Genomic DNA, 25,253 nt, shown 5'->3' with positions numbered 1-25,253 from the left:
CGGGCGAAAGATGGTTCAGGCGGCGTTGTCGAGCTGCGACTGCGCCCAGCGCGCCAGCTTGCGCACGTCCGGATCGGGGTCGTCGAGGGCCCGCTCGATGTATGGCCGGCACTCCGGCTCGGCGATGGTGCCCAGGGCACTGATGGCCGCCTTGCGCAGATTGCTCATCGCATCCCGAGCGCACTCGCCCAGCGCCGGTACGGCGGCCACGCCACCCAGCTTGCCCAGCGCTTCGGCGGCCTTTTCGCGTACCTGCCAGGTCCCATCGCGGCTGGCCGCGATCAGCGGCTCGAGCCCGGCCTGATAGTCGAGCTTGCCGATGCCGAGAGCGGCCTCGCAGCGCACCTGCCAGTGCGGGTCTGCGAGGATCGCCACCAGCGGCGGCCCCACCCGCTCGGCAGAGGCGTAGACCAGAGCGCCGGCGGCAGCACGCCGCACCTCGGGGTCGGCATCGCTCCTGGCGCGGTCGATCAGCGCCGGCAGGTTCTCCACGGCCTTGAGCCACCCGAGCACGCCCACCGCCTCACGCCGCACGCGGGCATCGTCGTCGCTCAAACGCGTGAGCGCCGGGGTCTGTGCCGCGGCCACCCGCAGCGGCTTGAGCGCGCGCAGAATGCCGGCCACAACGAAGGGGTCGTCGCTGCGCTCCAGGGCAGCCAGCAGCGGCGGCGCGACACTGGGATCCTTGAGGTCGGCCAGGGCGTGGGCGGCGGCATTGCGCACTACCTCATCGCCGTCGCTCAGCGCCGCCAGCAGCGAGTCGGCGATATCCTCGGCATCGAACTCATCGACCACCTTGGCCGCCTCCTGGCGAACCGCCGGGTCCTCGTCCTTGAGCGCCTGGATCAGCAGCTCGGCGGCCTCGGGCTCGCCCGAGTCGACCAGCGCCAGCACCGCCACACGGCGAATGCCGGGGTCCGGGTCGGCGAGCTTCTCGGCAATCTCCTGCAGCTCGGGATCGTCGTACTGTTTCATGGCTCACCTCAGCAGGTAGGGGATTTCGACCTTGACGGCATCGGTTGGGCAGTCGGCCTCGCAGGGCATGCAGTACCAGCACTCGTCGTAGCGCATGTGCGCCTTGCCGGTGGCCGGATTGATCCACAGCACGTCGAGCGGGCAGACGTCGATGCACACGGTGCAGCCCTTGTCGGCGATACACTTGTCCTCGTCGACGATCACCGGGACGCTGGTGCGTTGCGTTGCAGTCGGCATGGTTTCTCTCCTCGAATTCTGTTGTTCGCGCGCCTCTCGTCGCTTGCCTGGGGGCTCAGGCGTTGGCGGCCTTCTGCACACGCAGCTTCTGGTAGGCGTCCTTCTCCTCGCCGAGTTCGACGAGATAGGGCGCCACAGGTCGCTTGCCATGGGCCATGTTGCCGTTGTCGTCCTTGTACAGGCGGGTATGGCAGAACCACTCGGCGTCGTTCTGTTCGGGACAATCGACCCGGTAGTGATAGAGCCCCCAGCGCGACTCGGTGCGATAGAGCGAGGCGCGGGCGGCCATCTCGGCGCAGTCGATGATCGATTGCACCTCCATCGCGCGCAGGAGCTCGTGGGGGTCGGTGGCCTGCAAGCGGGGCAGGTCCTCGCGCACCGCGAGGATGCGCTGCAGGCCGATCTCCATCTTTCGGGTCACCTTGGGCGGCTGCAGGTAGTCGTTGACCAGGCGGCGCACCTTGTACTCCATCTGCGCCGGGGGGATGCCGTCGGTCACCTTGAGCGGCGCCTGGATGCGCTCCAGCTCGGCGGCGATGAAGGCCTCGTCGAGGGTCGGCATGCCGCTGCGCGCCTTGGCGAAGGCGGCCGCGCTCTCGCCGCAGATCTGGCCGTAGACGAAGGCGCCGAGCATGTAGGAGTGAGCTACCGAGGCCATGTCACCGGCACCATACAGGCCCGGCACGGTGGTGGCACCGGTCTCGTCCACCCACACGCCCGAGGCGGAGTGGCCCGAGCAGAAGCCGACCTCGGAGATGTGCATCTCGACCATGTGCTGGCGATAGTCGGTCTCGCGGCCGTCGTGGAAGCGCCCGCGCGAGGGACGTTCGTTGGTGTGCAGGACGGTCTCGATCTCCTGGATGGTTTCTTCGGCCAGGTGGTCGAGCTTGAGGAACACCGGGCCGTTGCCGCCCTCCAGCTCCTTGAAGAACTCCAGCATCATCTGGCCCGACCAGTAGTCGCACTCGATGAAGCGCTCGCCCTGGGAGTTGGCGGTGAAGCCGCCGAGTGGGCCGGTGACGTAGGCGCAGGCCGGGCCGTTGTAGTCCTTGAGCAGCGGGTTGATCTGGAAGCACTCGAGGTTCGCCAGGTCGGCCCCCACGTGATAGGCCATGGCATGGCCGTCGCCGTTGTTGGAGGGGTTCTCGTAGGTGCCAAACAGGTAGCCCGACGTCGGCAGGCCGATGCGCCCGGCGGCCCCGGTGGCCATGATCACGGCCTTGGCGCGGATGATGATCGGCTCGGCGGTGCGCGTGTTCACTCCGATCATGCCGGCAATCCTGCCGTCGCCATCCTTGAGCAGGCGGGTGGCTTGGTAGCGGTTCTCGATCTGCACCCGGTGGCGGCGCAGGCGGCGATAGAGGATCTTCTTGACGTTGTGGCCCTCCGGCATCGGCAGCACGTAGGTGCCGAGGTGGTGGACCTTCTTCATGTCGTAGTCGCCGGTCTCGTCCTTCTGGAAGTGCACGCCCCAGGAGTCGAGCTTCTCGATCATCGGGAAGGAGCGCTGGGCATAGGCCATCAGCGCCGGCTGGTGGACGATGCCGTCGTTGGCAATGGTGATCTCCTTGACGTACTGCTCGGGCGTCGAGTGGCCGGGCACGATGGCGTTGTTGAGTCCGTCCATGCCCATGGAGATGGCGCCGGAGCGCTTGACGTTGGCCTTCTCCAGCAGCATCACCTTGAGATTCGGATCCTGCTCCTTGGCGGTCACGGCCGCCATGGGGCCGGCGGTGCCGCCGCCGATGACCAGCACGTCGACATCGATGACGGGAATGTCGCTTGCGTTCATGATTCCTCCGATTTCCGATCCACTCGGAATTGGTATTTGAAGGCGTCCCCGCGGAAGCAGAGGTACTCGAAGTCGACCGGCCGACCCGTGCGGTCGTAGGTCAATCGCTCGACGCGCAGAATGGGCTCGCCCATCCTGAGGTTGAGGTGGTGCTGGGTTTCCTCGTCGCAGAGGGTGGAATCGATGGCGATGTCCGCCGCACCGAGCGGAATCGAGAAGCGGTTCTCCAGCATCGGAAAGATGTCGCCGGAGAGCTCCTGACCGAACAGCCGCCGGCCGATGTCCATGGGGAAGTAGCTGCTCTCCAGCGAGACCGGCTCGCGGTTGAGGTAGCGCACCCGCTTGACCTCCACCACGGCGTCGCCGGAGCGCAGCCCGAGCGCGGCGGCCACCGCCTTGCCCGGCTTGCACTCCTGGATCGACAGCAGCCGCGCCGTGGCCTCGTACCCCTGCGCTGCCATGGCCTCGCCGAAGCCCTGCAAGCGCTGCACGTTCTGCACCGCCTTGGGCTTGCTGACGAAGGTGCCCTTGCCCTGGGCGCTGAACACCAGCCCCTCGTTGTGCAGGTCGCGCAGGGCCTGGCGGATGGTGATTCGGCTCACGCCGAAGCTCTTCATCAGGGTGTTCTCCGACGGCAGCCGCTCGTGGGGCGAGTAGCCGCCCTCGAGAATGTTGCGCCGCAGGGTGTCGCGGATCTGCACGTAGAGCGGCTGCGGCGAGTCGCCCGGCTGCAGCTTGAGTTCCTGGCTTTTCATGGTCGTTGCCTCTTGTCATGACATGTCATGTCGACTCGAGCGCCGAATGTGCCTGCCATCCCGGCTCAGCCCGCCTGGTTCTGCTGTTCGAAGGCGCGCAGCGTCTGCTCGCGAATCAGGGCGAGACTCTCGCGCTTGATCGCCATGAAGTCGGGCGTGGTGAGCAGCTCCTGGGTGCGCGGGCGCGGCAGCCGCACCGGGATGTCGGCGATGATGCGGCCGGGGCTGGCGCTCATGACCACGATGCGGTCGGAGAGGAACACCGCCTCGTCGATGTCGTGGGTGACGAACAGCACCGTGTTCTTGAACTCGCCCCAGATCTCCAGCAGGTTCTCCTGCATCATGCTGCGGGTCTGGGCATCCAGGGCGCCGAAGGGCTCGTCCATCAGCAGCACGCTGGGGTAGTTGGCCAGCGCCCGGGCGATACCCACGCGCTGCTGCATGCCGCCGGAGAGCGTGGTGGGAAAGGCGTTGGCGTAGCGCGACAGTCCCACCAGCGCGAGAAAGGTATTGGCCACGCTCTCGGCCTCGCGCGCCCCCGCGCCGGCCATCAGCGGGCCGAAGGCGACGTTCTGTTTCACCGTCTTCCACGGAAACAGCGAATGCTGCTGGAACACCATGCCGCGGTCGGGGCCAGGCTTGACGATGCTGTGGCCGTCGAGCAGCACCTCGCCCCGGGTCGGCTTGACGAAGCCGGCCACGCTGTTCATCAGGGTCGACTTGCCGCAGCCGGAGGGGCCCAGCAGCGAGACGAACTCGCCCGGCTGGATGTCGAGACTGGCGGAGGCCACGGCACGCTGAGGGCCGCTGCCGGTGGCAAAGACGATATCGAGGTCGCGCACGCTGATCCGTCCCTTGCCGCCGGCGCTGCGCGGACGGAAGCTGTGGGGATGCTCGACCACGGCGGCACGAGTGAGTTGGCTCGGCATCATGACTTGGCCCCCTCGGTCTGCCAGCGCAGCAGCGGCGAGCAGGCCTTGCGTACCAGCAGGGTGCACAGCGAGCCCAGCCCGCCGATGACCAGCATGCCGATGATGATCTTGGGGTACTCGACCAGGGTATAGGCCGACCAGGTGAAGTAACCGATCCCGTACTGACCGCTGATGATCTCGCCTGCCAGCAGCGAGAACCACGCCACCCCCATGCCGATGGCAAGCCCCGCGACGATGCTCGGCAGCGCGCCGGGCAGCACCACGTGCCAGAGAATCGCGGCGTTGCTCGCCCCCAGGCTGCGGGCGGCGCGCACCAGCACCTTGGGAGTCTGCTCGACGCCGTGCACGGTGTTGATCACGATGGGAAACAGCGCGCCGAGGAAGGTGATGAAGACGATGCTCGACTGTTCAGTGGGCATCATCAGAATCGCCAGCGGGATCCAGGCCACCGCCGGGATCGGCCGCAGGATCTCGATGTAGGGCAGTATCACATCCTCGGCAAAGCGCGAGCGGCCCATCATTACCCCGAGTACCACGCCGATCACCACGGCAAGACCGTACGCCATGGCGATACGCTGCATGCTATGGAGAATATGAACGTAGAACTCCTGGCTCGAGGCCTGGGCCAGGAACTCCGCCCCCACCACCAGCGGCCCGGCACGTTGTCGAAGCGAACGAAAAAGTCGAAGCCGTAGGTCGAGGCGAGATGCCAGCCTAGCGCTGCCACCAGCAGGGCCCCGATGCGGACCAGGTAGCGGTCCCAGTTCACGGGCAAAAGTCGCCGGTAGCCAACCACGCCATCGACGGCTGGCTGCGCCTCGGCAGGTGCCGGCTTGGCGGCAGAGCGCTCTACGCTCTCGAACGGGCCTGACGCAACGGCCTCGGACAGTGGTGGGCGAGGACTGGGGTTCAAGCTCATGAGGTCACCTCTCGTCACGGGAGCGCTGTCTGCGCAACGCTGTGGGTAGTGAAACCGGCGCTTGTTGTGTCGTTGTTGCCGGGGGCGAAGCTTGTACTATCAGGTCATATCGTTTACCCAGTAAGTTGCATCAGCCGTGCCAACACTTCGCTTATCGATGCCAAGGATTTAATCCAAAAGGTGTTTTTTGTTTTTCACTCAATCGAAGAGGCAGTTTCTCCGCAATTGGCCTGCGCGCCCGCGTGGTGCATATCGGAATTGACAGGCATCAGACTGATGCATTTACCCTGATCCCCACCCCCTTTATTCAATACAAGTAGGACAACCAACAACGCCAAAAAGGCTGACAACACGTATATCTATCGGCAATAAAAAAGGGCACGGAAATTTCCGCACCCTCCTCCTTAACATTCTAACCAGGGAAGAAATCTTTCTGAATTAACTTCATTTACTTCATGACGAGGGACTCATCACCTGAAGCGGTCAGGGCAATCATTCTTCCACCGTTATCGGCAACGTATGCCTGCGAGTCGTCCCGCTTCATGAAGGCTGCCACCTCACCATCGGGCGTTTCGGCAAGAAAGGCGGCCTTGCCGAACATCTTGATCCCGCTGTCGTGATCGTAGACATAGGTGGCGTAGACCTCTCGCCCTTCGGTGTCCGCTGTACGAAAGGCTGCCACCATGTCGGCCACGCTCTCGTACTCGACGAAGCCTTCGTCGGCGAACCATACCTGGGCCGGGCTGAGATCCGGATTCTGCGCCATGGGCGTGACCATGCGCTTCAGGTCGGCGGCATAATCCAGCCCGGACGCCGCATAGGCGCGCTGGATATAGCTGTCGTCGATCCAAGCGCTAAAATCGAGATCGGGTATGTTGCGCTCTTCCTGTAGCAGGGCGTGATCGTACTGCAGCGCCTCGATCCACTCAGGCTTGATGGTGGCATCCAGGGTGCTGATTCCCCCCTCGCTGAGGTAGAGATAGAGCACTTCCTTGGCCACGCCGGTCCATTCACTGAGTTGAGTGGCGGCACGCACCGGATCCTCCTTGATCCACTGCTGCGCCTCGAGGGTCGCCTGCAGCACGGCCTCGACCACCTCAGGATAGCGATCGGCGAACGCCTTGCGTACTACAATGCCGTGAAAGGTCGGCACGCCGGCCTCGCTGCCATCGAAGATCTTGCGTCCGGTACCGCGGAACTCCATCACCTCCGACCAGGGCCCGAAGTCGGCGTGGGCATCGATCCGGTTGCCGGCGATATTGGCCACGCCCACCGGCGGGCTCTGGTCGACGATGTCGATCTGTCCATCGAGATCTGCATCGCGCAGAGCCTTGAGCGTCATGCCCCAGGCAGCGCTACCCACCGGCATGGAGATGCGCTTGCCCATCAGTTCCTCGAGGGAGTGTACGTCGGAGGCTACCGGTACCACGATGGCGTTGCCGGTCCCCTGACGGTTGTATCCGGTCACGGCAATGAAACGGGTTTCATGTCGGCCAGTGGCCTGGAAGTTGGCCCCGTTGACGATCAGCGGATAGTCGCCCATCACGCCGAATTCCAGGTTGCCTGCCATCATCTGGTTGGTGATGGGTGGGCCTGAATCATAGTCGCGAAAGATGATTTCGTACTCGGCATCGGCGTAATCCCCGTCCGTGGGAAGATATTTTTCTATGAGGCCAAGCTTCTCCAGGACGATACCGCCCGCAACGGTATTGGTCACCATGCTCTGGTGGCCAATACCGATGGTGATGCGCTCCGCCAATGCAGGGTTACTCAGCAGAAAGAGTGTTCCCAACAAACAGCAGCCGATGAGTCGCTTCCGGTTCTTCATGTCCAGTCACCTCCGGTCAGGGTGGGTTGTACTTGTACTATCCGGTCATTACCTTCACTCATTGATCTGCAGCGCGCGTGCCACCCAGCGCGAATTTCCGTCCATCTGCATGATTCGAATAAGGGAAAGGGCAGCCCGAACTGGATAAACCACTCGACCACCAGCCACTCGTTGCGCACGCATAGTGCGCAACGAGTGGCTTTCGGCATCATCATGGCGCAGCCATTCAGATGCCGAACAGGACAACTAGAACAAATCAGTTACAGGCTAAGAGCCAGAAGTCTTCTCTATTAAAGTCTGACTCAGAAAAGTGAACGCCAGTGCCTGCATATGGGCGCGCTGGCGGTTGTCGGCCGCGCCGCCGTGGCCGCCTTCGACGTTCTCGTAGTAGAGCGCCCGATGTCCCTGCTCGACCATGCGCGCCATCATCTTGCGCGCGTGGCCGGGGTGGACGCGGTCATCGCGGGTGCTGGTCATCAGCAGTATGGGCGGGTACTGGGCCTCGGGATCGAGATTGTGGTAGGGCGAGAAGTCGCTCAGGAATGACCAGTCGTCGCTCTCGGGGTCGCCGTACTCGGCCATCCACGAGGCGCCAGCCAGCAGCAAATGGTAGCGGCGCATGTCGAGCAGCGGCACCTGGCACACCACGGCGCCGAGCAGCTGCGGGTAGCGGGTGAGCATGTTGCCCACCAGCAGGCCGCCGTTGGAGCCGCCCTGGATGCCCAGCCGCTGCGGCGAGGTGACGCCACGCTCGATCAGGTGTTCGGCCACGGCGGCGAAGTCCTCGAAGGCCTTGTGGCGCTTCTCGCGCAGCGCCGCCTGGTGCCAGCGCGGGCCGTACTCGCCGCCGCCGCGGATGTTGGCCACCACGTAGACGCCGCCCTGGCTGAGCCAGGCGCGCCCCACCCCGGGGCTATAGCCGGGCAGCAGCGGCACCTCGAAGCCGCCGTAGCCGTAGAGCAGGGTCGGATGATCGCCGCTGGGCTCGAGATCGCGCTCCGCCACCTGGAAGTAGGGAATCGGCGTGCCGTCGCGGCTGGTGGCGAAGTGCTGGGTCACCTCGAGCCCCTCGGCGTCGAACAGCGCCGGCGCCTGCTTGAGCGTCTCGAGCGCCTCGCCGACCCGGCCGTGCAGCAGAGTGGTCGGCGTGAGGTAGTCGCTGACGATGACGAACACCTCGTCGCTCTCCTCGTCGTCCACCGCGCTCACGCTGACGCTGCCCAGCGTCGGCACGCCCGCCAGCGGCTCGGGCTGCCACTGGCCTTCGCTCGGGTGAGCACGTAGAGCCGGTGCTTGACGTCGTCGAGCACGTTGAGGATCAGGTGGCGGCGGGTCCAGGTGACATCGGAGAGCGAGGTGCGTTCGGTGGGGGTGAACAGTACGCGCAGCTCGCGTTCGCCGCCCATGAAGGCGTCGAAGTCGGCGAGCAGCAGCGCGCCGGCGGGATGGGTGGTGCCCGCCACCTCCCAGGGCTCGCGCAGCTCGACCATCAGCCACTCGCGGTGCACCTGCTTGTGGGCCGAATTGGGCACCTCGATACGGGTGAGGCTGCCGTCGGCCTGACGCAGATAGAGCTCGTTGTCGTAGAAGGCCCGGGCGCGGCTGACGAAGTCGCGCTCGAAGCCGGGGGTGGAGTCGTGCGCGGCGCCTACGGCCATGTCGTCGAGCTCGGCCTCGAACACCGTCTCGGCGTCGGCCATCGGCGTGCCGCGCCGCCACTGCTTGACGATGCGCGGGTAGCCGGAGCGGGTCATCGAGCCTTCGCCGAAGTCGGTCTGGACATAGACCGTGTCACGGTCGATCCAGCCCAGGCCGCCCTTGGCCTCGGGACGGAAGAAACCCGGCTCGACCCAGCGCTTTTCCACCAGGTCGAACTCGCGGGTGACGTCGGCATCGGCACCGCCGCGGGAGAGCGACACCAGGCAGTGGCGCCAGGGCGCGTCGGGCGATTCGGGGCGCAGGCAGTGGGCGCCGTGCCATACCCAGTTCTCGCCCTCCTCGGCGTTGAGCGCGTCGAGGTCGATCAGCACCTCCCACTCGGGCCGCGCCTTGCGGTACTCCTCAAGCGTGGTGCGACGCCACAACCCGCGGGGGTGGTCGCGGTCCTGCCAGAAGTTGTAGAAGTGCTCGCCGCGCTTGACCACGAAGGGAATGCGGTCGTCGGCCTCGAGAATCGCCTGGAGATCGTCACGCAGGGACGCGAAGCCCGGCGTATCGGCAAGCCTGGCCTGGCTCTCGGCATTGCGCTGCTCGACCCAGGTCAGGGCGCGTTCGCCCTCGATTTCTTCCAGCCACAGGTAGGGGTCGTGCTCGTCGAAGGGGGCAGCCATGCGGATCTCCTGGTGGGCAGTCGTTTTGCCCACCAAGCTAGCCCGCTATGGCCAGGGACTCAATGCGCACAAGGCCTTGTCTGAAAAGTCGGCGAGCGAAGGCAGTTTTCAGGCATCGCCTAGCGCTGGAACACCACCGTACGGTTCCTATTCAGAAACACGCGACGCTCCACGTGCAGTGCCACCGCCCGGGCCAGGGTAAGGCACTCGATGTCGCGGCCCTTGGCAACCAGATCCTCCGGATAGTCGGCATGGCTGACCGGCTCGACCCCCTGGGTGATGATCGGCCCCTCGTCGAGATCGTCGTTGATGTAGTGGGCGGTGGCACCGACCAGCTTGACGCCCTTGTCGTAGGCCTGGTGGTAGGGGCGCGCGCCCTTGAAGCCGGGCAACAGCGAGTGGTGAATGTTGATCGCACGGCCCGAGAGCCGGGTGCACATCTCGCTCGACAGTACCTGCATGTAGCGCGCCAGAATGACCAGCTCGGCGCCGCTCTCCTCGATCACCCGCCATACCTGGGCCTCCTGTTCGGGCTTGGTCTCGGCGGTGATCGGGAAGTGGTGATAGGGAATGCCATGCCACTCCGACAGCGACGCCAGGTCGGGGTGGTTGGAAACGATGGCACGTATGTCGATGGGCAACTGACCGGTACGGTAGCGATAGAGCAGGTCATTGAGGCAGTGATCGGCCTTGGAGACCATGATCACCACCGGCATCAGCCGCCCAGGCGGCGTCAGCTCGGAGCTCATCTCGAACTCGGCGGCCCGCTCGGCGAAGCCCGCCTGGAAGGTGTCGGCATCGAAGCCGGCCTCTTCGGGGCGGAATTCGGTGCGAATGAAGAATTGGCCGCTCAAGCGGTCGTCGAAGGATTGCTGCTCGGTGATATAGCAGCGCCGCTCCTTGAGGAAACGGGTTACTACATCCACGGTGCCCAGGCGGCTGGGGCACTGCGCGGCCATGATCCAGATATCATCGTGTCGCTTCATGCTGTTCCCTCCGGCGCTTTGGCGGCAAGTGGAAAAAGGGCCGGGGCAACCCCGGCCAAACGCGCCTGGCAAACGAGACGCCGAGTCACTTCTCCACGCCGATGGCGTACTCCTCGCCGGCATCCAGCAGCCAGCGGTAGCAGTAATCGGCGAAGCTGCGGCGCAGCACCAGTTCCCAACGGGTTTCCGTGGGGCGGCGCAGGATCAGGTTGGCCTTGGCGAACACTGCGGTCACGCCCTTGCCCACCGGGAAGGCATCGGGGTGCACATCGCTGGGCGTCGATTTCATCAGCAGCTCACGCGCCTTCTCGCCCGAGAGTTCAATCAGCGTCTGGCCGCCGCTGACGTTGACGATGGCGTAGTGGGCATCGCCCAGGGCATTGCGCAGCTCACCCTCCAGCTCGAACTCTTCGCCACCGGGGACGATCAGCAGCCACTCGTCGGGCGAGAGCCACTGGATCGAACGCGCGCCATCCTCGCTATGGCTGAGGGTGTTGGGGCGCGCCGGCAGGCCGAAACCCAGCACCGCGCGCACCGCTTCGTCGAGCACGATGGCACCGCCGCGCAGCACCAGATGACCGAGGAAGGGCCGCTCGCGCAACACCACTCGGCTCTTGGCGCTGGGGACCGGAGCCCCCGAACGCTGGTAGGAATAGGCCAGCGGCGATTCCACCGGGATATTGGCTTCGGTACGAGTATCGAAAGTAGCGGCGTTAGACATTCTGGCGCTCTCCCTTGGGATCGACGAAGATCGGGCTGACGATTTCGGCCTCATGGACCTGGCCGTCGGCCATGGGCAGGTAGACGGTCTCACCCATCTTCTGCTGACCGCCCTTGACCACGGCCAGGGCGAAGCCTGAGTCCAGGGTCGGGCTGTAGTAGCTCGAGGTCACGTGGCCCGCCATCGGCATGGGAATGGCGTGCTTCGGGTCGAAGACGATCTGCGCGCCCTCCTCCAGCACCACCTTCGGGTCCTTGGGCTTGAGGCCGACCAGCTGCTTGCGGTCCGTGCGGCGGGTGTCGCTGCGCGACAGCGCACGCTTGCCGATCCACGAGTACGGCTTGTCGTAGCCCACGCACCACTGCATGCCCAGGTCTTCCGGCGTCACCGAGCCGTCGGTGTCCTGGCCGACGATGATGAAGCCCTTCTCCGCCCGCAGCACGTGCATGGTCTCGGTGCCGTAGGGGGTCAGGCCGTACTTGTTGCCATGCTCGAACAGGGTCTTCCACACGTGCATGGCGTAGTTGGCCTGGACGTTGATCTCGTAGGTCAATTCGCCGGTGAAGGAGATCCGGAACACCCGCGCCGGTACCCCGGCCACCTTGCCAGCCCGCCAGTCCATGAACTTGAAGGCATCGCGGTCGAGATCGATGTCGGTGATCTCGGCCAGCAGGTTGCGCGCCTCGGGTCCGGTGATCGTCATGGTCGCCCAGTGATCGGTCACCGAGGTGAAGGTCACGTTGAGCTCGGGCCACTCGGTCTGATGCCACAGCTCCAGCCACTCCAGCACCGCGGCGGCGCCGCCGGTGGTGGTGGTCATCAGGAAGTGGTTGTCGGCCAGGCAGCTGGTCACGCCGTCATCGGTGACCATGCCGTCGTCCTTGCACATCAGCCCGTAGCGGCACTTGCCGACGGCCAGCTTTTCCCACTTGTTGGTGTAGGCGCGGCCCAGGAACTCACGAGCGTCGGGGCCCTGGATGTCGATCTTGCCCAGGGTCGAGGCATCGAGGATACCGACCTTCTCACGCACCGCCCGGCACTCGCGGGCTACCGCCTCGTGCATGGTCTCCTTCTTGCCGTTGACCGTCTGCGGGAAGTACCAGGGGCGCTTCCACTGGCCGACGTCCTCGAACTCGGCGCCATTCTCCACGTGCCACTGGTGCAGTGCGGTGTAGCGCTCGGGGTCGAACAGGTCGCGGCAGTGGCGACCGGCGATGGCCCCGAAGGTGACCGGCGTGTAGTTGGGGCGGAACACCGTGGTGCCCACTTCGGGAATCGATTTGCCCAAGCAGCGCGCGGCAATGGCCATGCCGTTGATGTTGCCGAGCTTGCCCTGGTCGGTACCGAAGCCCATGGCGGTGTAGCGCTTGACGTGCTCGATGGACTCGAAGCCTTCGCGCGTTGCCAGCTCGATGCCCCCGGCGGTGACGTCGTTCTGCAGATCGACGAACTGCTTGGGCGCACGCAGGGTCGGCTTCTCGTGAGGCACCTGGTAGAGCGCACAGGCCGGCCCTTCGCGGCGGGCGTCGACCTGCGGCAGCTCGACCGCCTTGGCCGATTGCCCCAGTGCTTCCAGCGCCTGGGCAGCCATGGCCACGCCGTCAGCCAGGCCTGCGGCCAGGTCGTGGACGCCACGAGCGCTGCCGGCAGCATGCACGCCCTTGACCAGGCTGGGGACGAAACCAAGGATCTCCTCGTTCCAGGTCGGCCGCGCGCCGGTGTGCGAGGCCAGGTGGATCACCGGGCTGTAGCCGCCAGAACTGGCGATGGTGTCGCAGGCCAGGGTCTCGGCCTGGCTGGTGATCTTGAAGGCGCCGAGGTCGATCTTGGCCACGCGGGCCGCGCTGACGCGCTTCTCGCCCTTGGCCTCGATCACCGCGCTGCCGGTGATGATACGAATGCCCTTGGCCTTGGCGGCGTCGATCCAGTCGCCCTGCGGATTGGCACGGGCATCGACGATGGCCACGACCTCACGGCCAGCTTCGACCCAGTCGAGCGCGGCGCGATAGGCGTGATCGTTGCTGGTGGTGAGCACCAGCTTGTTGCCCGGTACCACGCCGTAACGGCGGATGTAGGTGGATACCGCGCCGGCCAGCAGGTTGCCCGGCACGTCGTTGTTGGCATAGACCAGCGGCCGCTCGTGGGCGCCGGTGGCCAGCAGCACCTGACCGGCACGCACGCGGTGCATGCGCGAACGCACGCCGCGATGGCCGTCGACCAGCGGTGCCGTCTCGCCCAGGTGCTCCGTGCGCCGCTCGTGCAGCGTGACGAAATGGTGGTCGTGGTAGCCGTTGGCGGTGGTGCGGGGCAGCAGCGTGACGTTGTCCAGCCCGGCGAGCTCCGCCAGCACGCGCTCCGCCCACTTGGCCGCCGGCTGCTGGTCGAGCAGCTCGCGGCTGTCGAGCAGCGAGCCACCCATCTCTTCCTGCTCGTCGGCCAGGATCACCCGGGCGCCGCTGCGGGCTGCGGTCAGCGCCGCCGCCAGGCCGGCGGGGCCGGCACCGATCACCAGCAGGTCGCAGTGCTGGTTGAGGTGGTCGTAGTTGTCCGGATCGGCTTCCATGGGACTGCGGCCCAGGCCTGCGCCCTTGCGGATGTACTTCTCATAAGTCATCCACATGGAGGCCGGTGCCATGAAGGTCTTGTAGTAGAAGCCCGGCGGCATGAAGCGCCCGCCCAGCTTGCCCACCAGACTCATGACATCGCGCTGCACGTTCGGCCAGCCGTTGGTGCTGCGCGCGACGAGGCCGTCGAACAGCGCCTGCTGGGTGGCACGCACGTTGGGCACCTGGGCGGCTTCGGTGCTGCCCAGCTGGACCAGCGCGTTGGGCTCCTCGGCGCCGGCAGCGACGATGCCGCGCGGGCGCGAGTACTTGAAGCTGCGGTTGACGATATCCACCCCGTTGGCCAGCAGCGCCGAGGCCAGGGTATCGCCGGCATGGCCCTGATAGTGCTGGCCGTTGAAGGTGAAGCCGAGCTTGCGCGAGCGGTCGATACGCCCGCCCTCTTTGAGACGATTCGGCTGTGTCACGGACTTGCTCATGCCTGCTCCCCCTTGACCGATGCCACTGCAGCATTGCTGGCGCCCACGGTCTGTTGTCCGCCGCCAGCCACCTGCACGTTGCCCTGGGTTTCGCCACCCGCCAGGCTCTCGGCGGTAATGCGGGGCTGCTCGCCCATCTTGTAGGTTTCGAGAATTTCGTAGGTCACGGTATTGCGCGTGACGTTGAAGAACTTGCGACAGCCGACGGCGTGCACCCACAGCTCATGGTGGATGCCGCGCGGGTTGTCACGGAAGAACAGGTAGTCGCCCCACTCCTCGTCGCTGCAGGCTTCCGGGTCCTTGGGGCGCAGGATATGGGCCTGGCCCTTGGGACGGAACTCCTCTTCCTCGCGATGCTCCTCGCAGTAGGGGCAGTAGATCAGAAACATGGGAATGCCTCCTTAGTGAGCAACGCCGGCCGCACCGTGCTCGTCGACGAGAGCACCGGTATGGAAACGGTCGATGGAGAACGGGGCCGCAAGCGGGTGAGCCTGGTTCTTGGCCAGGGTCCAGGCGAATACGTGACCCGAGCCCGGCGTGGCCTTGAAGCCACCGGTGCCCCAGCCACAGTTGAAGAATAGGCCCTTCACCGGCGTGGCCGAGAGAATCGGGCAGGCGTCCGGGCAGGTGTCGACGATGCCGCCCCACTGGCGGTTCATGCGCACCCGCGAGAAGATCGGGAACATCTCGACGATGGCCTGCAGGGTGTGCTCGATGGTGGGGTAGCTGCCGCGCTGGCCATAGCCGTTGTAGCCGTCGATGCCCGCACCGATGACCAGGTCGCCCTTATCGGTCTGGCTGATATAGCCGTGCACGTGGTTGGACATCACCACGGTGTCGAGCACCGGCTTGAGCGGCTCGGATACCAGCGCCTGCAGCGGATGCGACTCCAGCGGCAGGCGGAAGCCGGCCATTTTCGCCAGCACGCCCGAGTTGCCCGCCGCCACGCAGCCGACGGTCTTGGCTTCGATGTCGCCGCGGTTGGTGTGCACGCCGTAGACGCGGCCATCACGAATCTTGAAGCCGGTAACCTCGGTGTTCTGCAGCAGGTCGACGCCCAGCGCATCGGCGGCGCGGGCAAAGCCCCAGGCCACGGCGTCATGACGCGCCACACCGGCGCGCGGCTGCCAGGAGGCACCGAGGATTGGATAGCGGGCGTTCTTCGAGCAATCCATGATCGGCACGATCTCCTGGATCTGCTCGGGAGTGAGCACTTCACCATCGATACCGTTCAGGCGGTTGGCGTTGACCCGGCGCTGGATGTCGCGCATGTCCTGCAGGGTGTGCCCCAGGTTCATTACGCCGCGCTGGGAGAACATCACGTTGTAGTTGAGGTCCTGGGAGAGCCCCTCCCACAGCTTCATGGCGTGCTCGTAGAGCGCCGCGGCCTCGTCCCACAGGTAGTTGGAGCGCACGATGGTGGTGTTGCGCGCGGTGTTGCCGCCGCCCAGCCAGCCCTTCTCCAGCACCGCCACGTTCTTGATGCCGTGTTCCTTGGCCAGGTAGTAGGCAGTGGCCAGGCCGTGGCCGCCGCCGCCGACGATGATCACGTCGTACTGCTTCTTGGGGGTGGGGTTGCGCCACTGGCGCTCCCAGTTCTCGTGGTGGCTCAGGGCGTGCTTGGCCAGCCCGAATCCTGAATAGCGTTGCATCTTCTCTCTCCTCGACCGGCCCCGCCGAGCGGGGCCAATCCCATACGGGTTCAGGCGGTGGCGGTGTCGTGTGCCGCGGCCGGAGCGGCAGCGCCGTAGACCGGGTGCCGCTCGCACAGCTCGGCGACCTTCGCGCGCACCTCGGCCTCCACGGCGTCGGTGCTGCCCTGCTCGGCCAGCACGTCGAGGATGTCGCAAATCCAGCCGGCCAGCGCTTCACAGTCGGCCACGTCGAAGCCACGCGAGGTCACCGCCGGGGTGCCGATGCGCAGGCCGGACGTCACGAACGGGCTCTGCGGATCGTTGGGCACGGCGTTCTTGTTGACGGTGATGTGGGCCCGACCCAGCGCCGCATCGGCGTCCTTGCCGGTAACGCCCTGGCGGATCAGCGAGACCAGGAAGAGGTGGTCGTCGGTGCCGCCGGACACCACGTCGTAGCCGCGGTCGATGAACACCGTGGCCATGGCCTGGGCGTTGTCGATCACGCGCTGCTGGTACTGCACGAAGGCCTGGCTCATGGCCTCCTTGAAGGCCACCGCCTTGGCCGCAATAACGTGCATCAGCGGGCCGCCCTGCTGGCCGGGGAACACCGCGCCGTTGAGCTTCTTGTACAGCTCCGCATCGCCATGAGCAGAGAGAATCAGGCCGCCGCGCGGGCCGCGCAGGGTCTTGTGGGTGGTAGTGGTGACCACGTGGGCATGGGGCACCGGGCTCGGGTAGAGGCCGGCGGCGACCAGACCCGCCACGTGGGCCATGTCGACCATCAGCCAGGCGCCGATTTCATCGGCGATGTTGCGGAAACGGCGCCAGTCGACCACGCGGGAATAGGCGGAGAAGCCGGCAATGATCAGCTTGGGCTTGTGGCTGCGCGCCAGCCGCTCGACTTCCTCGTAGTCGATCTCGCCGGTTTCGGGGTTCAGGCCATACTGCACTGCGTGGTAGTGCTTGCCGGAGAAGTTGGGTGCCGCACCGTGGGTCAGGTGACCGCCGTGGGCCAGGCTCATGCCGAGCACGGTGTCACCGGGGCTGACCAGCGCCATGAAGACGGCGGCGTTGGCCTGGGCGCCGGAGTGGGGCTGGACGTTGGCGTAGTCGGCGCCGAACAGGTTGCAGGCACGCTCGATGGCGAGCTTCTCGACCACGTCGACATGCTCGCAGCCGCCGTAGTAGCGCTTGCCCGGGTAGCCTTCGGCGTATTTGTTGGTCAGTTGGGTGCCCTGGGCTTCCATCACCGCACGGCTGGCGTAGTTCTCGGAAGCGATCAGCTCGACGTGGGCTTCCTGGCGCGCCACCTCCGCTTCGATGGCGGCAGCAATCTGGGTATCGAATGAAGCGAGTCCGGCTTGGTTCATGACTGACTCCGTTTGTTATGGATGTTGGTTCAGGGCTGGGTGCGTTCTAGCAATCTATCGGCAACCCGGCGGCGCGAAAATTTGAAATCCTTATGTTTGGATAACCGCCACGCAGGACGGCCTGCCTACCCTGCGATTAATAGCGGAGGCGTCGAACGAAAGATTGAACGAATGCGACAGCTTTACTGAATGCCAAGCGTGACGGCGATCAGAACGACACGCTTTTCAGCCGGCGTTAGCCATAGCACTCACTCGCCTGGAGCGCGCGTGATCCGGGCGAAAGCGGTGCCCTCATCAAAGGCTGGGATTGGATTCGATATGTAGGAAGAACGGATCGACCCGGTCGCTTCCTGGATCTGTAGCACGTTTGCGCATTTCCGACGGCGTCATGCCGAAGGCGCTGCGAAAATGGCGTGAAAAATGTGCCGTATCGGCAAAGCCGCAGCGCTCGCCGATCTCGGTGACACTCTTGCCGGTGTAGTGCAGCAGCCACAGCCCGTAGCGCAGGCGAAGATCCCGCGCGAACTTCTGGGGCGCGACGCCGAGCGTCTCGCGGAAGCGGCGCTCCAGATTGCGGCGTGAGGTCCCCACTCGCTCGGCCAGCGTATCCATGGAGATCGGCTCGCCCAGGTGCTGCTCGAGCACGGCGATGGAGCGGCGCACCAGGCGATCCTCGATCTTGCCGAACACCACCGGCTGCGGCTGGGGATGGGCACCGGTACGGGCCTCCTCCAGCAGCATGATGCGCAGGCTCTTCATCGCCCACGCCTTGCCCAGATGGCGCTCGATCAGATAGGCGGCCAGGTCCGCTCCCGCCGCACCACCGGCGCAGGTGAGCCGGTCGCCGTCGTCGATGAACAGCCGGTCGGCCACCGGCTCGATGGTAGGAAAGCGCTGGATCATGTCGCGGTGGTGATACCAGCTCACGCAGCACCGCCGCCCGCTCATGAGGCCGGCCTGAATCAAGGCGAAGACCCCGGTACACAGCCCGACCAGCGGCACCTCGGCCGCCGCCGCCCGCCGCAGGTAGGCCAACGCCGCGGTATCGACCCGATCAGCATCGTCCAGCACGCCACCGATCACCACGATGTAATCGAACTCCTCGGGGGCCCGGAAGGGAGCACAGGGCGCGATAGTGGCCCCGCAGCTGGAGGTGGCCGGTTCGCCCGTGCTGTTCATGAAGGTCCAGTGACAGCGCAGCTGACGGCTGCGGTCGCCCTCGTCGGCGGCCAGGCGCAGGCAATCGACGAAGGCCGCGAACGGCAGCAGGGTGAAGCGGTGCAGCAGGACGAAGCCGACCGAGAGGGGCTCGCCCCTGAGAGGAGGATTCATGGCGGCTCCTGCGTCGCGAAGGGTGCTACCGGGCGAACGAGGCCCATCGCCTCGACTCTATCGGATTCTGCGAGCCTGTAAACTGCTGAAGCGAGGTATTCCCCCCTCCCCTGCCGTCTCCGGGGCTATACCGGAGACGGCATCCTGTATTTCAGGAGTGCCTCTGGCTGAATTCCATCGGCCTCATTATCAGCGACACCCCCACATAACAGGCCGAAGAGACGGCACAACCGGTCAGCGGTCCGATCAGCCACCCCACGTCGGCAAATAGCATCATGTAGCCACTGGTGAAGAACCCCACCAGCATGGCAGTGAGTGCCCCCCAGGCGGTGCCTTGCCAGAACGTCGAGATGAAGACTGGCCCGATCATGCTGGCGAGCAGCGTGCCGGAACCCAGGATCCCCAGCCAGGAAAGCATGAACGGAGGTGCATAGAGCATCATCAGCAGTGCTACGATGCCGAGCAACACCACGGCCGCGCGATTGATCCTCAGCGCCATGCGCTCACTGGAGACAGGACCGAACAGAGATAGCCGAAGATCATGCGAGGTCGCCGAAGCCACGGTATGCAGCAGCGAGTTTGCCGTGGATTTCATGGCGAAGATTATGAAGAGCGTGATGACGCCTTGGATGGCCGGATGCATGAACTGCTCGAGGTAGATCGGCATTGCCATGTCGGGATCGGCGAGGTCGGGCATGTGCATACGCACATAGAGGCCGACAATAGGGATCAAGCTCAGCAGCGCGCCGAGTATCGCCACGTAGAGCCCCACCTTGTGCAGCTTGACGTCCGGCTTCATGGCCAGGAACCGGATGGCCATGTAGGGCAGCACGGCGGCAAACAGGAAGGCGTAAGGCAGCACCAGGAAGACGGTGCCGATGGAGTCGCCGTAGTGCGCCCCGGTGGTGGGGTTGAGCAGCTCGGGGTCAATGGCGTTGAGGGACGCCTCCCAGTTGCCGAGATCCACCGAGGTGAAGATCTGCACCATGATGATGACCGCCGCCAGAGCCATCCCACAGACCATCACGGTGTCGGTCCAGGCGACCGCGGCGAGACCGCCCAGCATGGTATAGATAATGATCACCGCGACCATCAGGAAGGCGCTCTGGTTTAACTCGATCCCCAGCCAACTGGCCCCCAGCAGCCCCACTGCCTTGATCTGGCTGGTCAGGAAGACCAAGAGCAGCAGGATGGTGATGAAGGCTGCCACCCCTGGAGCACTCGCCCCATGGCGCCGCTGCCATGGCTCTGTGCGATATACTCAGGGATAGTGTTGCTGCCCATCTCGAGCGCCCGTCGCTGCAGAAAGCGTGCGAAGTAGAGGACGGCGATCATCATGGCGGGGGCAAAGAAGAAATTGCCGAGCACCTCGATGGCACCAAACTGGTAAGTCACACCGGGAGAGCCCATGAAACCCCAGCCGCTGAAGCCGGTGGCCACGATGGTACCAGCCGCCACGAAGGCGCCCAAGGATCGCCCGCGACCAGAAAACCTCCCTCATCGTTCTTGTTCATATATTTCGAGGAGAGATAGCCGAGATAAATCAACAAACCGAAGGTCAGAATCAATAGCCCCAGTTGAACAACTTGTAGGCATCCATGATCACCTCCTCATCGAACCATCAGCGGAATTTCGCTTCAGCTCTCTGCGAAGGTAAACAGCTCCAGAGTGGATCAGCATGTAGCAAGTCAGTACAAGAAACGTTACCAATACCCAGGAATTCATCTACACATCCTCTTGTTCTTGGCTTCACTAATTTTGTGGGTGATATTGTTTGTTGGATCCAGCGTCATCAAGGTATTTTACGCCCCTCCTCCCCGCCAATTTGTAAGCAAAATGCCTTCATAAAATATCGAAATGGCTTGAATTATGACCAACATACCGACTGATCTTCTGCGCACCTTCGTCACCATCAAAGACCTCGGTGGCTTCACCAGTGCCGGCGAGCTGCTGGGCCGCTCGCAGCCGGCGATCAGCCTTCAGGTCAAGAAACTCGAGGAGTTGTTGAACACCAAGATCTTCCTGCGCGGCTCCAGCCTGGAGCTGACAGAAGATGGCGAATATCTCTACGAGGCCGCACGCCAGATGCTGGAAATCAACGATCAGATCATCGCCAAGGTCAGGGGTGACAACGTTTCCGGCAAGGTCAGGCTCGGTATTCCCAACGATTTCGAGCTGGCGTTTCTGCCCAAGGCGCTGCGGAATCTCTCGCGCGTCTACCCCAACATCGTGGTCGAGGTCGACTGCGAGATCAGCAAGGTCATCCTGCAGCGCTATCAGAAGGGGCATTATGATCTTGCCCTGGCCATGGAGTACGCCAAGGAGGACGAGGACCGGGACGCGCGCGACTACCGGCTGGAAGGCCTGGAGTGGGTCTACAAGGACAGCCGGCTCATCGATGGCGATGACGACCCCATTCCGCTGATCGCCTACCCTCAGGGCTGCGTCTATCGCTCCCTGATGGAGGAGGCCCTGCAATCGCAGCAGCACCCTTTCCGCTTCATGTACACGAGCACCAGCCTGCTCGGCATCTTCTCGGCGGTGGAAGAGGGGCTGGGTATCACCGCGATGGCGAGATCGGTGATACCCGAGCACTTGAAGCATACCGTCCGATCCGGGAGCCTTCCCGAGCTCGGCAAAGTCTGTATCGGCCTGTACTACAAGCAGCGGGAGCTCAATGTCGCCTCTCGCCACGTACTCGACTTCCTTCGCTCAGGACTGGCCAACATGTAGCCGAGGCATCGCCCGCTGCGCCGGCGGCCAATGGCCCATTCAGCCGAAGGTGCGAGCGATCCCCGCGATGCATTCGTCGAGAATCCACTCGCCTTTCTCGGCGGTGGCCTGCGCCGGGGAAGAGAGCGTCCCCGAACTCGGCACCCAGCTCGGATCCGGCGGGAAGACGTCGTAGGGCGGGAATTCCGCCGGCGGGATATCGACCGCCTTCGCCATGTCCACCAGCTCGGGATGAATCTTCAGCATGATCGAGGTCTCCAGCACGCCGCCGTGTTCAACCGCCCAGCCCGAGAAACCGTCCGGGAAGACCTTCTCGATGGTGGCCTCGCTGATGAAGTCCCAGTAGGAGAGCAGCACAACCCGTATCTCCTTGCCGGACAATCTGGCGTGCTTCACGGCTCGATCGGCCGCCTCGACCAGGAACATCGAGTTCTCGAAGTGGCCGTTGATCAGCACGAACTCCCGGTTGCCATGCGCCGCGTAGGCGAGGATCACGTCATAGGCGTACTCCTCCAGAGCGCGACCGCCGACGCAGGTGGTACCAGGGAAGAAGTTGCCGCCCCCCGACTTCACCTGCGACTTGTAGCCGTAGGCAATGGGCGGCGCGACCAGCATGTTGCCGCTGCGCTCTGCCACGCGGCAGGCGATGTATTCCGGTATCAGCACGTCCGGGTTCAACGACATGTGCGGCCCATGCTGCTCGATGGCCCCCACCGGCAGCAGGATTCGGCAGCCGCCATCCTGCACCCGGTCGCGGTAGGTCATCCAGTCCAGCTCCGCCAGCTTGACGCTATTCATCAGGTTTTTCCCTCCATCATGGTCTTCAGCGAGTATTCGCGTCGAAAGGCACTATCCTGCTGTACGGCACGCACGATGGAGAAGGCCATCAGCACCATGATCAGGGAGAAGGGCAGCGCCGAGAGAATGGCGGCCGTCTGCAGCGTCGACAGCGCCCAGGCCCCGCCCACCAGCAGCAGCACCGCCGCGACGGCCCCCTCCATGACGCCCCAGAAGACGCGATGCCGGGAGAGCGGATGCGGATCGCCCTCGCTGAGAATGGTGGTGATGACCAGGGTTCCCGAATCCGAGGAAGTGATGAAATAGGTCGCCACCAGCACGGTACCGAAGAACCCGGCCAGTACGCCGATGACGCCGACGTCCATGGCGGAGAAGGTGGCATAGAGCGCCAGGGAGACGTCCTTGGATACCGCCTCGGAGATGCCGCCACTGCCGAACAGCTCCTCGTACAGCGCGGTGCCGCCATAGGCGGAGAGCCAGACGAAGGAGAGCAGCGAGGAGACGCCCACTACGCCGAAGATGAACTCGCGGATGGTACGCCCCCGGGAGACCCGGGCCACGAAGACCCCACGAACGGAGCCCACGACATCCACCAGCCCCAGTAGAAGACGGTCCACCAGCCCTGCCAGGAGTCCTGCCATGACGCGGCACCGTTGGCCGCCGTCGCGTTGCTGCCCGTGTAGAAACTCAGCGGAATCACCGAGCGTAGGTAATCGCCCGTCGACTCAAGCAGCCCGCCGATGATGTAGCGCGTCGGCCCGAAGGCGAAGAAGAAGGCAAGCAGCAGGAAGGTCAGCCACATGTTGGCTTGTGAAAGATACTTGATGCCGCGCTTGAGCCCGGTCAGCACCGAGATCAGGGCGAGTACGGTGATCACGCCGATCAGCGCCACCTGTACCAGGCTATTGACAGGCACGTCCCAAAGATAATTAAGGCCGGAATTGATTTGCTGAACGCCCAGGCCCAGGGAAGTGGCGATACCAAAGAGGGTGGCAAAGACAGCAATGATATCGATGAGATTACCAATCCAGCCATTGACCTTCTCCCCCAGCAAGGGATAGAGCGTATAGCGGATGCTCAACGGCTTGCCGTAGCGGTAGGCCATCAGGGCGAGGCCGAGGGCGACGATGCAGTAGATGGCCCAGGCGTTCAGGCCCCAGTGGAAATAGGCCAGCCGCATGGCGATGTCGGCGGCTTCGGCGTTGCCTACCGCCGAGGAGAAGGGGGTCCCCTGGGAGAGGTGCATGATCGGCTCGGCGATCGACCAGAAGATGATGCCGATGCCCTGGCCGGCGGCATAGAGCATGGCAAACCAGGTGAAGTAGCCGAACTCCGGCTTTTCGTGCTCCTCCCCCAGCTTCAGGCGTCCGTACTTGCTGAACGCCAGTGCCAGCAGAAAGATGAGGAAGCTCGCCGCCAGGCCGACATACCACCAGTTGAAGTAGAAGGTCACGAAGGTCCTTCCCTGGTCGATCAGCGCCGTGGTGGCTTGCGGGAAGAGAATGGCCAGCGCGATGAACGCCGCCATGACGATGACCGATACCAGGGTCACCAGTGGGTTCACCCCTTTGAAGGGGCCCGAGTGCAGGACCATGGTCGTCCTCCTCTGCTGTTTGTTCTTATAGGCGGAAAGGGGGCGTAGCGCCCCCTCGATACTTACTTGACGATGTTGTGCTCCGGCCCGTACGGGAAGCCGGTGATGTTCTCGGCGCCGTGTTCGTTCACGACGAGTATGTCGTGCTCACGGTAGCCGCCCGCCCCCGGGCGCCCTTCCGGCACCATGATCATCGGCTCCATGGAGACCACCATGTTGGGCTCGAGCACGGTCTCGATGTCCTCGCGCAGCTCGAGGCCCGCCTCGCGGCCGTAGTAGTGGCTGAGGGTGCCGAAGGAGTGGCCGTAGCCGAAGGTGCGGTACTGCAGCAGGTCATGCTTGGCGAAGATCTCGTTGAGCTCGTGGGCGATGTCGCAGCAGCGTACCCCGGGCTTGATCAGCTCCTGGCCGCGGCGATGCACCTCGCAGTTCACCTCCCACAGGCGCAGATGCTCGTCGGAGGCGTGCTCGCAGAACAGGGTGCGCTCCAGCGCGGTGTAGTAGCCCGAGATCATCGGGAAGGTGTTGAGGCTCAGGATATCGCCGGGCTGCACGCGGCGGCTGGTTACCGGGTTATGGGCGCCGTCGGTGTTGATGCCCGACTGGAACCAGACCCAGGTGTCCATCAGCTCGCCGTGCGGGTAGGTCTTGGCGATCTCGCGAACCATGGCGGCTTGGCCGGCCAGGGCCACCTCGTACTCCGGCACGCCTGCCTTGATCGCATCGCGCACGGCCACGCCACCCACGTCGGCGATGCGCGCGCCCTGGCGGATCAGGGCGATCTCCTCGGCCGACTTGATCATGCGCATCTTCATGGTCGGCACGCCGATGTCGGTGAGCTCCACCTCGCCGAGTGCGGAGAGCAGCTTCTCCCGGTTCTGCAGCGTGAGGTGGTCGAACTCGACGCCCACGCGCTGCTTGCCCTCGCACAGCTGCTTGACCGCCTTGAAGAAGTTGTCCTTCTGCCAGTCGGTGTAGACGATGTTGTCGCCCAGGCGATTGCGCCGATAGGGCTGGCCGCCGTCGATATTGGCGGTGACGGTGGTAAAACGATCCTGGGTCACGACCAGGCCGTAATCGCGCCCGAACTTGCAGTAAACGAAGTCACTGAAGTAGTTGATATTGTGGTACGAGGTCAGCACGACGGCGTCGACGTCATTGGCCGCCATGTACTCCCGAAGCCGCTTCAGACGCCCGTGCATCTCGGCATCGGAAAACGTCGGCACGACCTTGTCGCCATTGGGAATTTCGATCAGCGATGGAAGCTTCATGTT

The 25,253-nt window shown here is 64.4% G+C and carries 21 protein-coding genes and 1 pseudogene; 1 reads left to right on the top strand and 21 read right to left on the bottom strand.

The genetic code is table 11. From position 1 onward, the window contains the following. Positions 1-15 precede the first annotated feature (15 nt). The 18 genes from EKK97_RS01620 to EKK97_RS25250 form a co-directional block, all read right to left on the bottom strand. A complete protein-coding gene (locus tag EKK97_RS01620; protein WP_159548269.1) occupies positions 16-975 on the bottom strand; it encodes a HEAT repeat domain-containing protein in 960 nt (319 codons plus the stop codon). Positions 976-978: 3 nt separating this feature from the next. Continuing rightward, positions 979-1,212 (bottom strand): 4Fe-4S dicluster domain-containing protein, encoded by a 234-nt coding sequence (locus EKK97_RS01615; protein ID WP_086509551.1) that lies wholly within the window; start codon positions 1,210-1,212, stop codon positions 979-981. 55 nt (positions 1,213-1,267) lie between these two features. Further along, complete coding sequence (locus EKK97_RS01610) at positions 1,268-3,004, bottom strand: fumarate reductase/succinate dehydrogenase flavoprotein subunit (protein WP_086509552.1); 1,737 nt, start codon at positions 3,002-3,004, stop codon at positions 1,268-1,270. Continuing rightward, the gene (locus tag EKK97_RS01605) at positions 3,001-3,759 is read right to left on the bottom strand and encodes a GntR family transcriptional regulator (RefSeq protein ID WP_086509553.1); all 759 of its coding nucleotides are present in this window, start codon (positions 3,757-3,759) and stop codon (positions 3,001-3,003) included. The genes EKK97_RS01610 and EKK97_RS01605 overlap by 4 nt, the downstream gene beginning before the upstream one ends. Before the next feature lie 65 nt (positions 3,760-3,824). After that, entirely contained in the window at positions 3,825-4,691 is an 867-nt protein-coding gene (locus EKK97_RS01600; RefSeq protein WP_201296990.1) for an ABC transporter ATP-binding protein, read from the bottom strand. Then, a complete protein-coding gene (locus EKK97_RS01595) occupies positions 4,688-5,338 on the bottom strand; it encodes an ABC transporter permease (RefSeq protein WP_236551350.1) in 651 nt (216 codons plus the stop codon). Before EKK97_RS01595 ends, EKK97_RS01600 begins: the two co-directional genes overlap by 4 nt. Before the next feature lie 720 nt (positions 5,339-6,058). Then, a complete protein-coding gene (locus EKK97_RS01590; protein WP_234286965.1) occupies positions 6,059-7,438 on the bottom strand; it encodes an ABC transporter substrate-binding protein in 1,380 nt (459 codons plus the stop codon). A gap of 267 nt (positions 7,439-7,705) precedes the next feature. Beyond that, positions 7,706-8,671: a prolyl oligopeptidase family serine peptidase gene (locus tag EKK97_RS24175; RefSeq protein WP_236551349.1), complete on the bottom strand. Its 966-nt coding sequence runs from the start codon at positions 8,669-8,671 to the stop codon at positions 7,706-7,708. Further along, positions 8,644-9,768: a prolyl oligopeptidase family protein gene (locus EKK97_RS24170; RefSeq protein ID WP_236551348.1), complete on the bottom strand. Its 1,125-nt coding sequence runs from the start codon at positions 9,766-9,768 to the stop codon at positions 8,644-8,646. Before EKK97_RS24170 ends, EKK97_RS24175 begins: the two co-directional genes overlap by 28 nt. Positions 9,769-9,887: 119 nt before the next feature. Continuing rightward, on the bottom strand, positions 9,888-10,754 hold the full coding sequence (gene purU, locus EKK97_RS01580) for a formyltetrahydrofolate deformylase (RefSeq protein ID WP_159548267.1): 867 nt from the start codon (positions 10,752-10,754) through the stop codon (positions 9,888-9,890). Between the two features lie 85 nt (positions 10,755-10,839). Continuing rightward, on the bottom strand, positions 10,840-11,475 hold the full coding sequence (locus EKK97_RS01575; RefSeq protein WP_159548265.1) for a sarcosine oxidase subunit gamma: 636 nt from the start codon (positions 11,473-11,475) through the stop codon (positions 10,840-10,842). Beyond that, a complete protein-coding gene (locus tag EKK97_RS01570; RefSeq protein WP_159548263.1) occupies positions 11,468-14,518 on the bottom strand; it encodes a sarcosine oxidase subunit alpha family protein in 3,051 nt (1,016 codons plus the stop codon). The genes EKK97_RS01575 and EKK97_RS01570 overlap by 8 nt, the downstream gene beginning before the upstream one ends. Then, positions 14,515-14,907 (bottom strand): sarcosine oxidase subunit delta, encoded by a 393-nt coding sequence (locus EKK97_RS01565; RefSeq protein ID WP_159548261.1) that lies wholly within the window; start codon positions 14,905-14,907, stop codon positions 14,515-14,517. Before EKK97_RS01565 ends, EKK97_RS01570 begins: the two co-directional genes overlap by 4 nt. Positions 14,908-14,919: 12 nt before the next feature. Further along, entirely contained in the window at positions 14,920-16,170 is a 1,251-nt protein-coding gene (locus tag EKK97_RS01560; RefSeq protein WP_159548259.1) for a sarcosine oxidase subunit beta family protein, read from the bottom strand. A 50-nt stretch (positions 16,171-16,220) separates the two neighbouring features. After that, a complete protein-coding gene (gene glyA, locus EKK97_RS01555; protein WP_159548257.1) occupies positions 16,221-17,522 on the bottom strand; it encodes a serine hydroxymethyltransferase in 1,302 nt (433 codons plus the stop codon). A 294-nt stretch (positions 17,523-17,816) separates the two neighbouring features. Continuing rightward, positions 17,817-18,854, bottom strand: a complete 1,038-nt coding sequence (locus EKK97_RS01550; protein WP_159548255.1) for a GlxA family transcriptional regulator — start codon at positions 18,852-18,854, stop codon at positions 17,817-17,819. 151 nt (positions 18,855-19,005) lie between these two features. After that, on the bottom strand, positions 19,006-20,064 hold the full coding sequence (locus tag EKK97_RS01545; protein WP_201296989.1) for a sodium:solute symporter family transporter: 1,059 nt from the start codon (positions 20,062-20,064) through the stop codon (positions 19,006-19,008). Beyond that, complete coding sequence (locus EKK97_RS25250; protein ID WP_201296988.1) at positions 20,022-20,312, bottom strand: sodium:solute symporter family transporter; 291 nt, start codon at positions 20,310-20,312, stop codon at positions 20,022-20,024. The genes EKK97_RS01545 and EKK97_RS25250 overlap by 43 nt, the downstream gene beginning before the upstream one ends. Positions 20,313-20,723: 411 nt before the next feature. On the opposite strand from EKK97_RS25250, the gene EKK97_RS01540 reads away from it, so the two are divergent. Next, complete coding sequence (locus EKK97_RS01540; RefSeq protein ID WP_159548253.1) at positions 20,724-21,587, top strand: LysR family transcriptional regulator; 864 nt, start codon at positions 20,724-20,726, stop codon at positions 21,585-21,587. 39 nt (positions 21,588-21,626) lie between these two features. On the opposite strand, the gene EKK97_RS01535 is transcribed toward EKK97_RS01540, so the two are convergent. The 3 genes and pseudogenes from EKK97_RS01535 to EKK97_RS01525 form a co-directional block, all read right to left on the bottom strand. Further along, positions 21,627-22,385 (bottom strand): creatininase, encoded by a 759-nt coding sequence (locus EKK97_RS01535; protein ID WP_159548251.1) that lies wholly within the window; start codon positions 22,383-22,385, stop codon positions 21,627-21,629. Further along, positions 22,385-23,913, bottom strand: a pseudogene (locus tag EKK97_RS01530) (BCCT family transporter). Before EKK97_RS01530 ends, EKK97_RS01535 begins: the two are co-directional and overlap by 1 nt. Positions 23,914-24,041: 128 nt before the next feature. Continuing rightward, positions 24,042-25,250: a M24 family metallopeptidase gene (locus EKK97_RS01525; RefSeq protein ID WP_159548249.1), complete on the bottom strand. Its 1,209-nt coding sequence runs from the start codon at positions 25,248-25,250 to the stop codon at positions 24,042-24,044. Positions 25,251-25,253: the final 3 nt, after the last annotated feature.

Origin of the sequence: Billgrantia tianxiuensis (assembly GCF_009834345.1) — a bacterium.
GTDB classification, from domain to species: domain Bacteria; phylum Pseudomonadota; class Gammaproteobacteria; order Pseudomonadales; family Halomonadaceae; genus Halomonas; species Halomonas tianxiuensis.
This window is presented reverse-complemented; position numbering and strand designations above follow the sequence as displayed.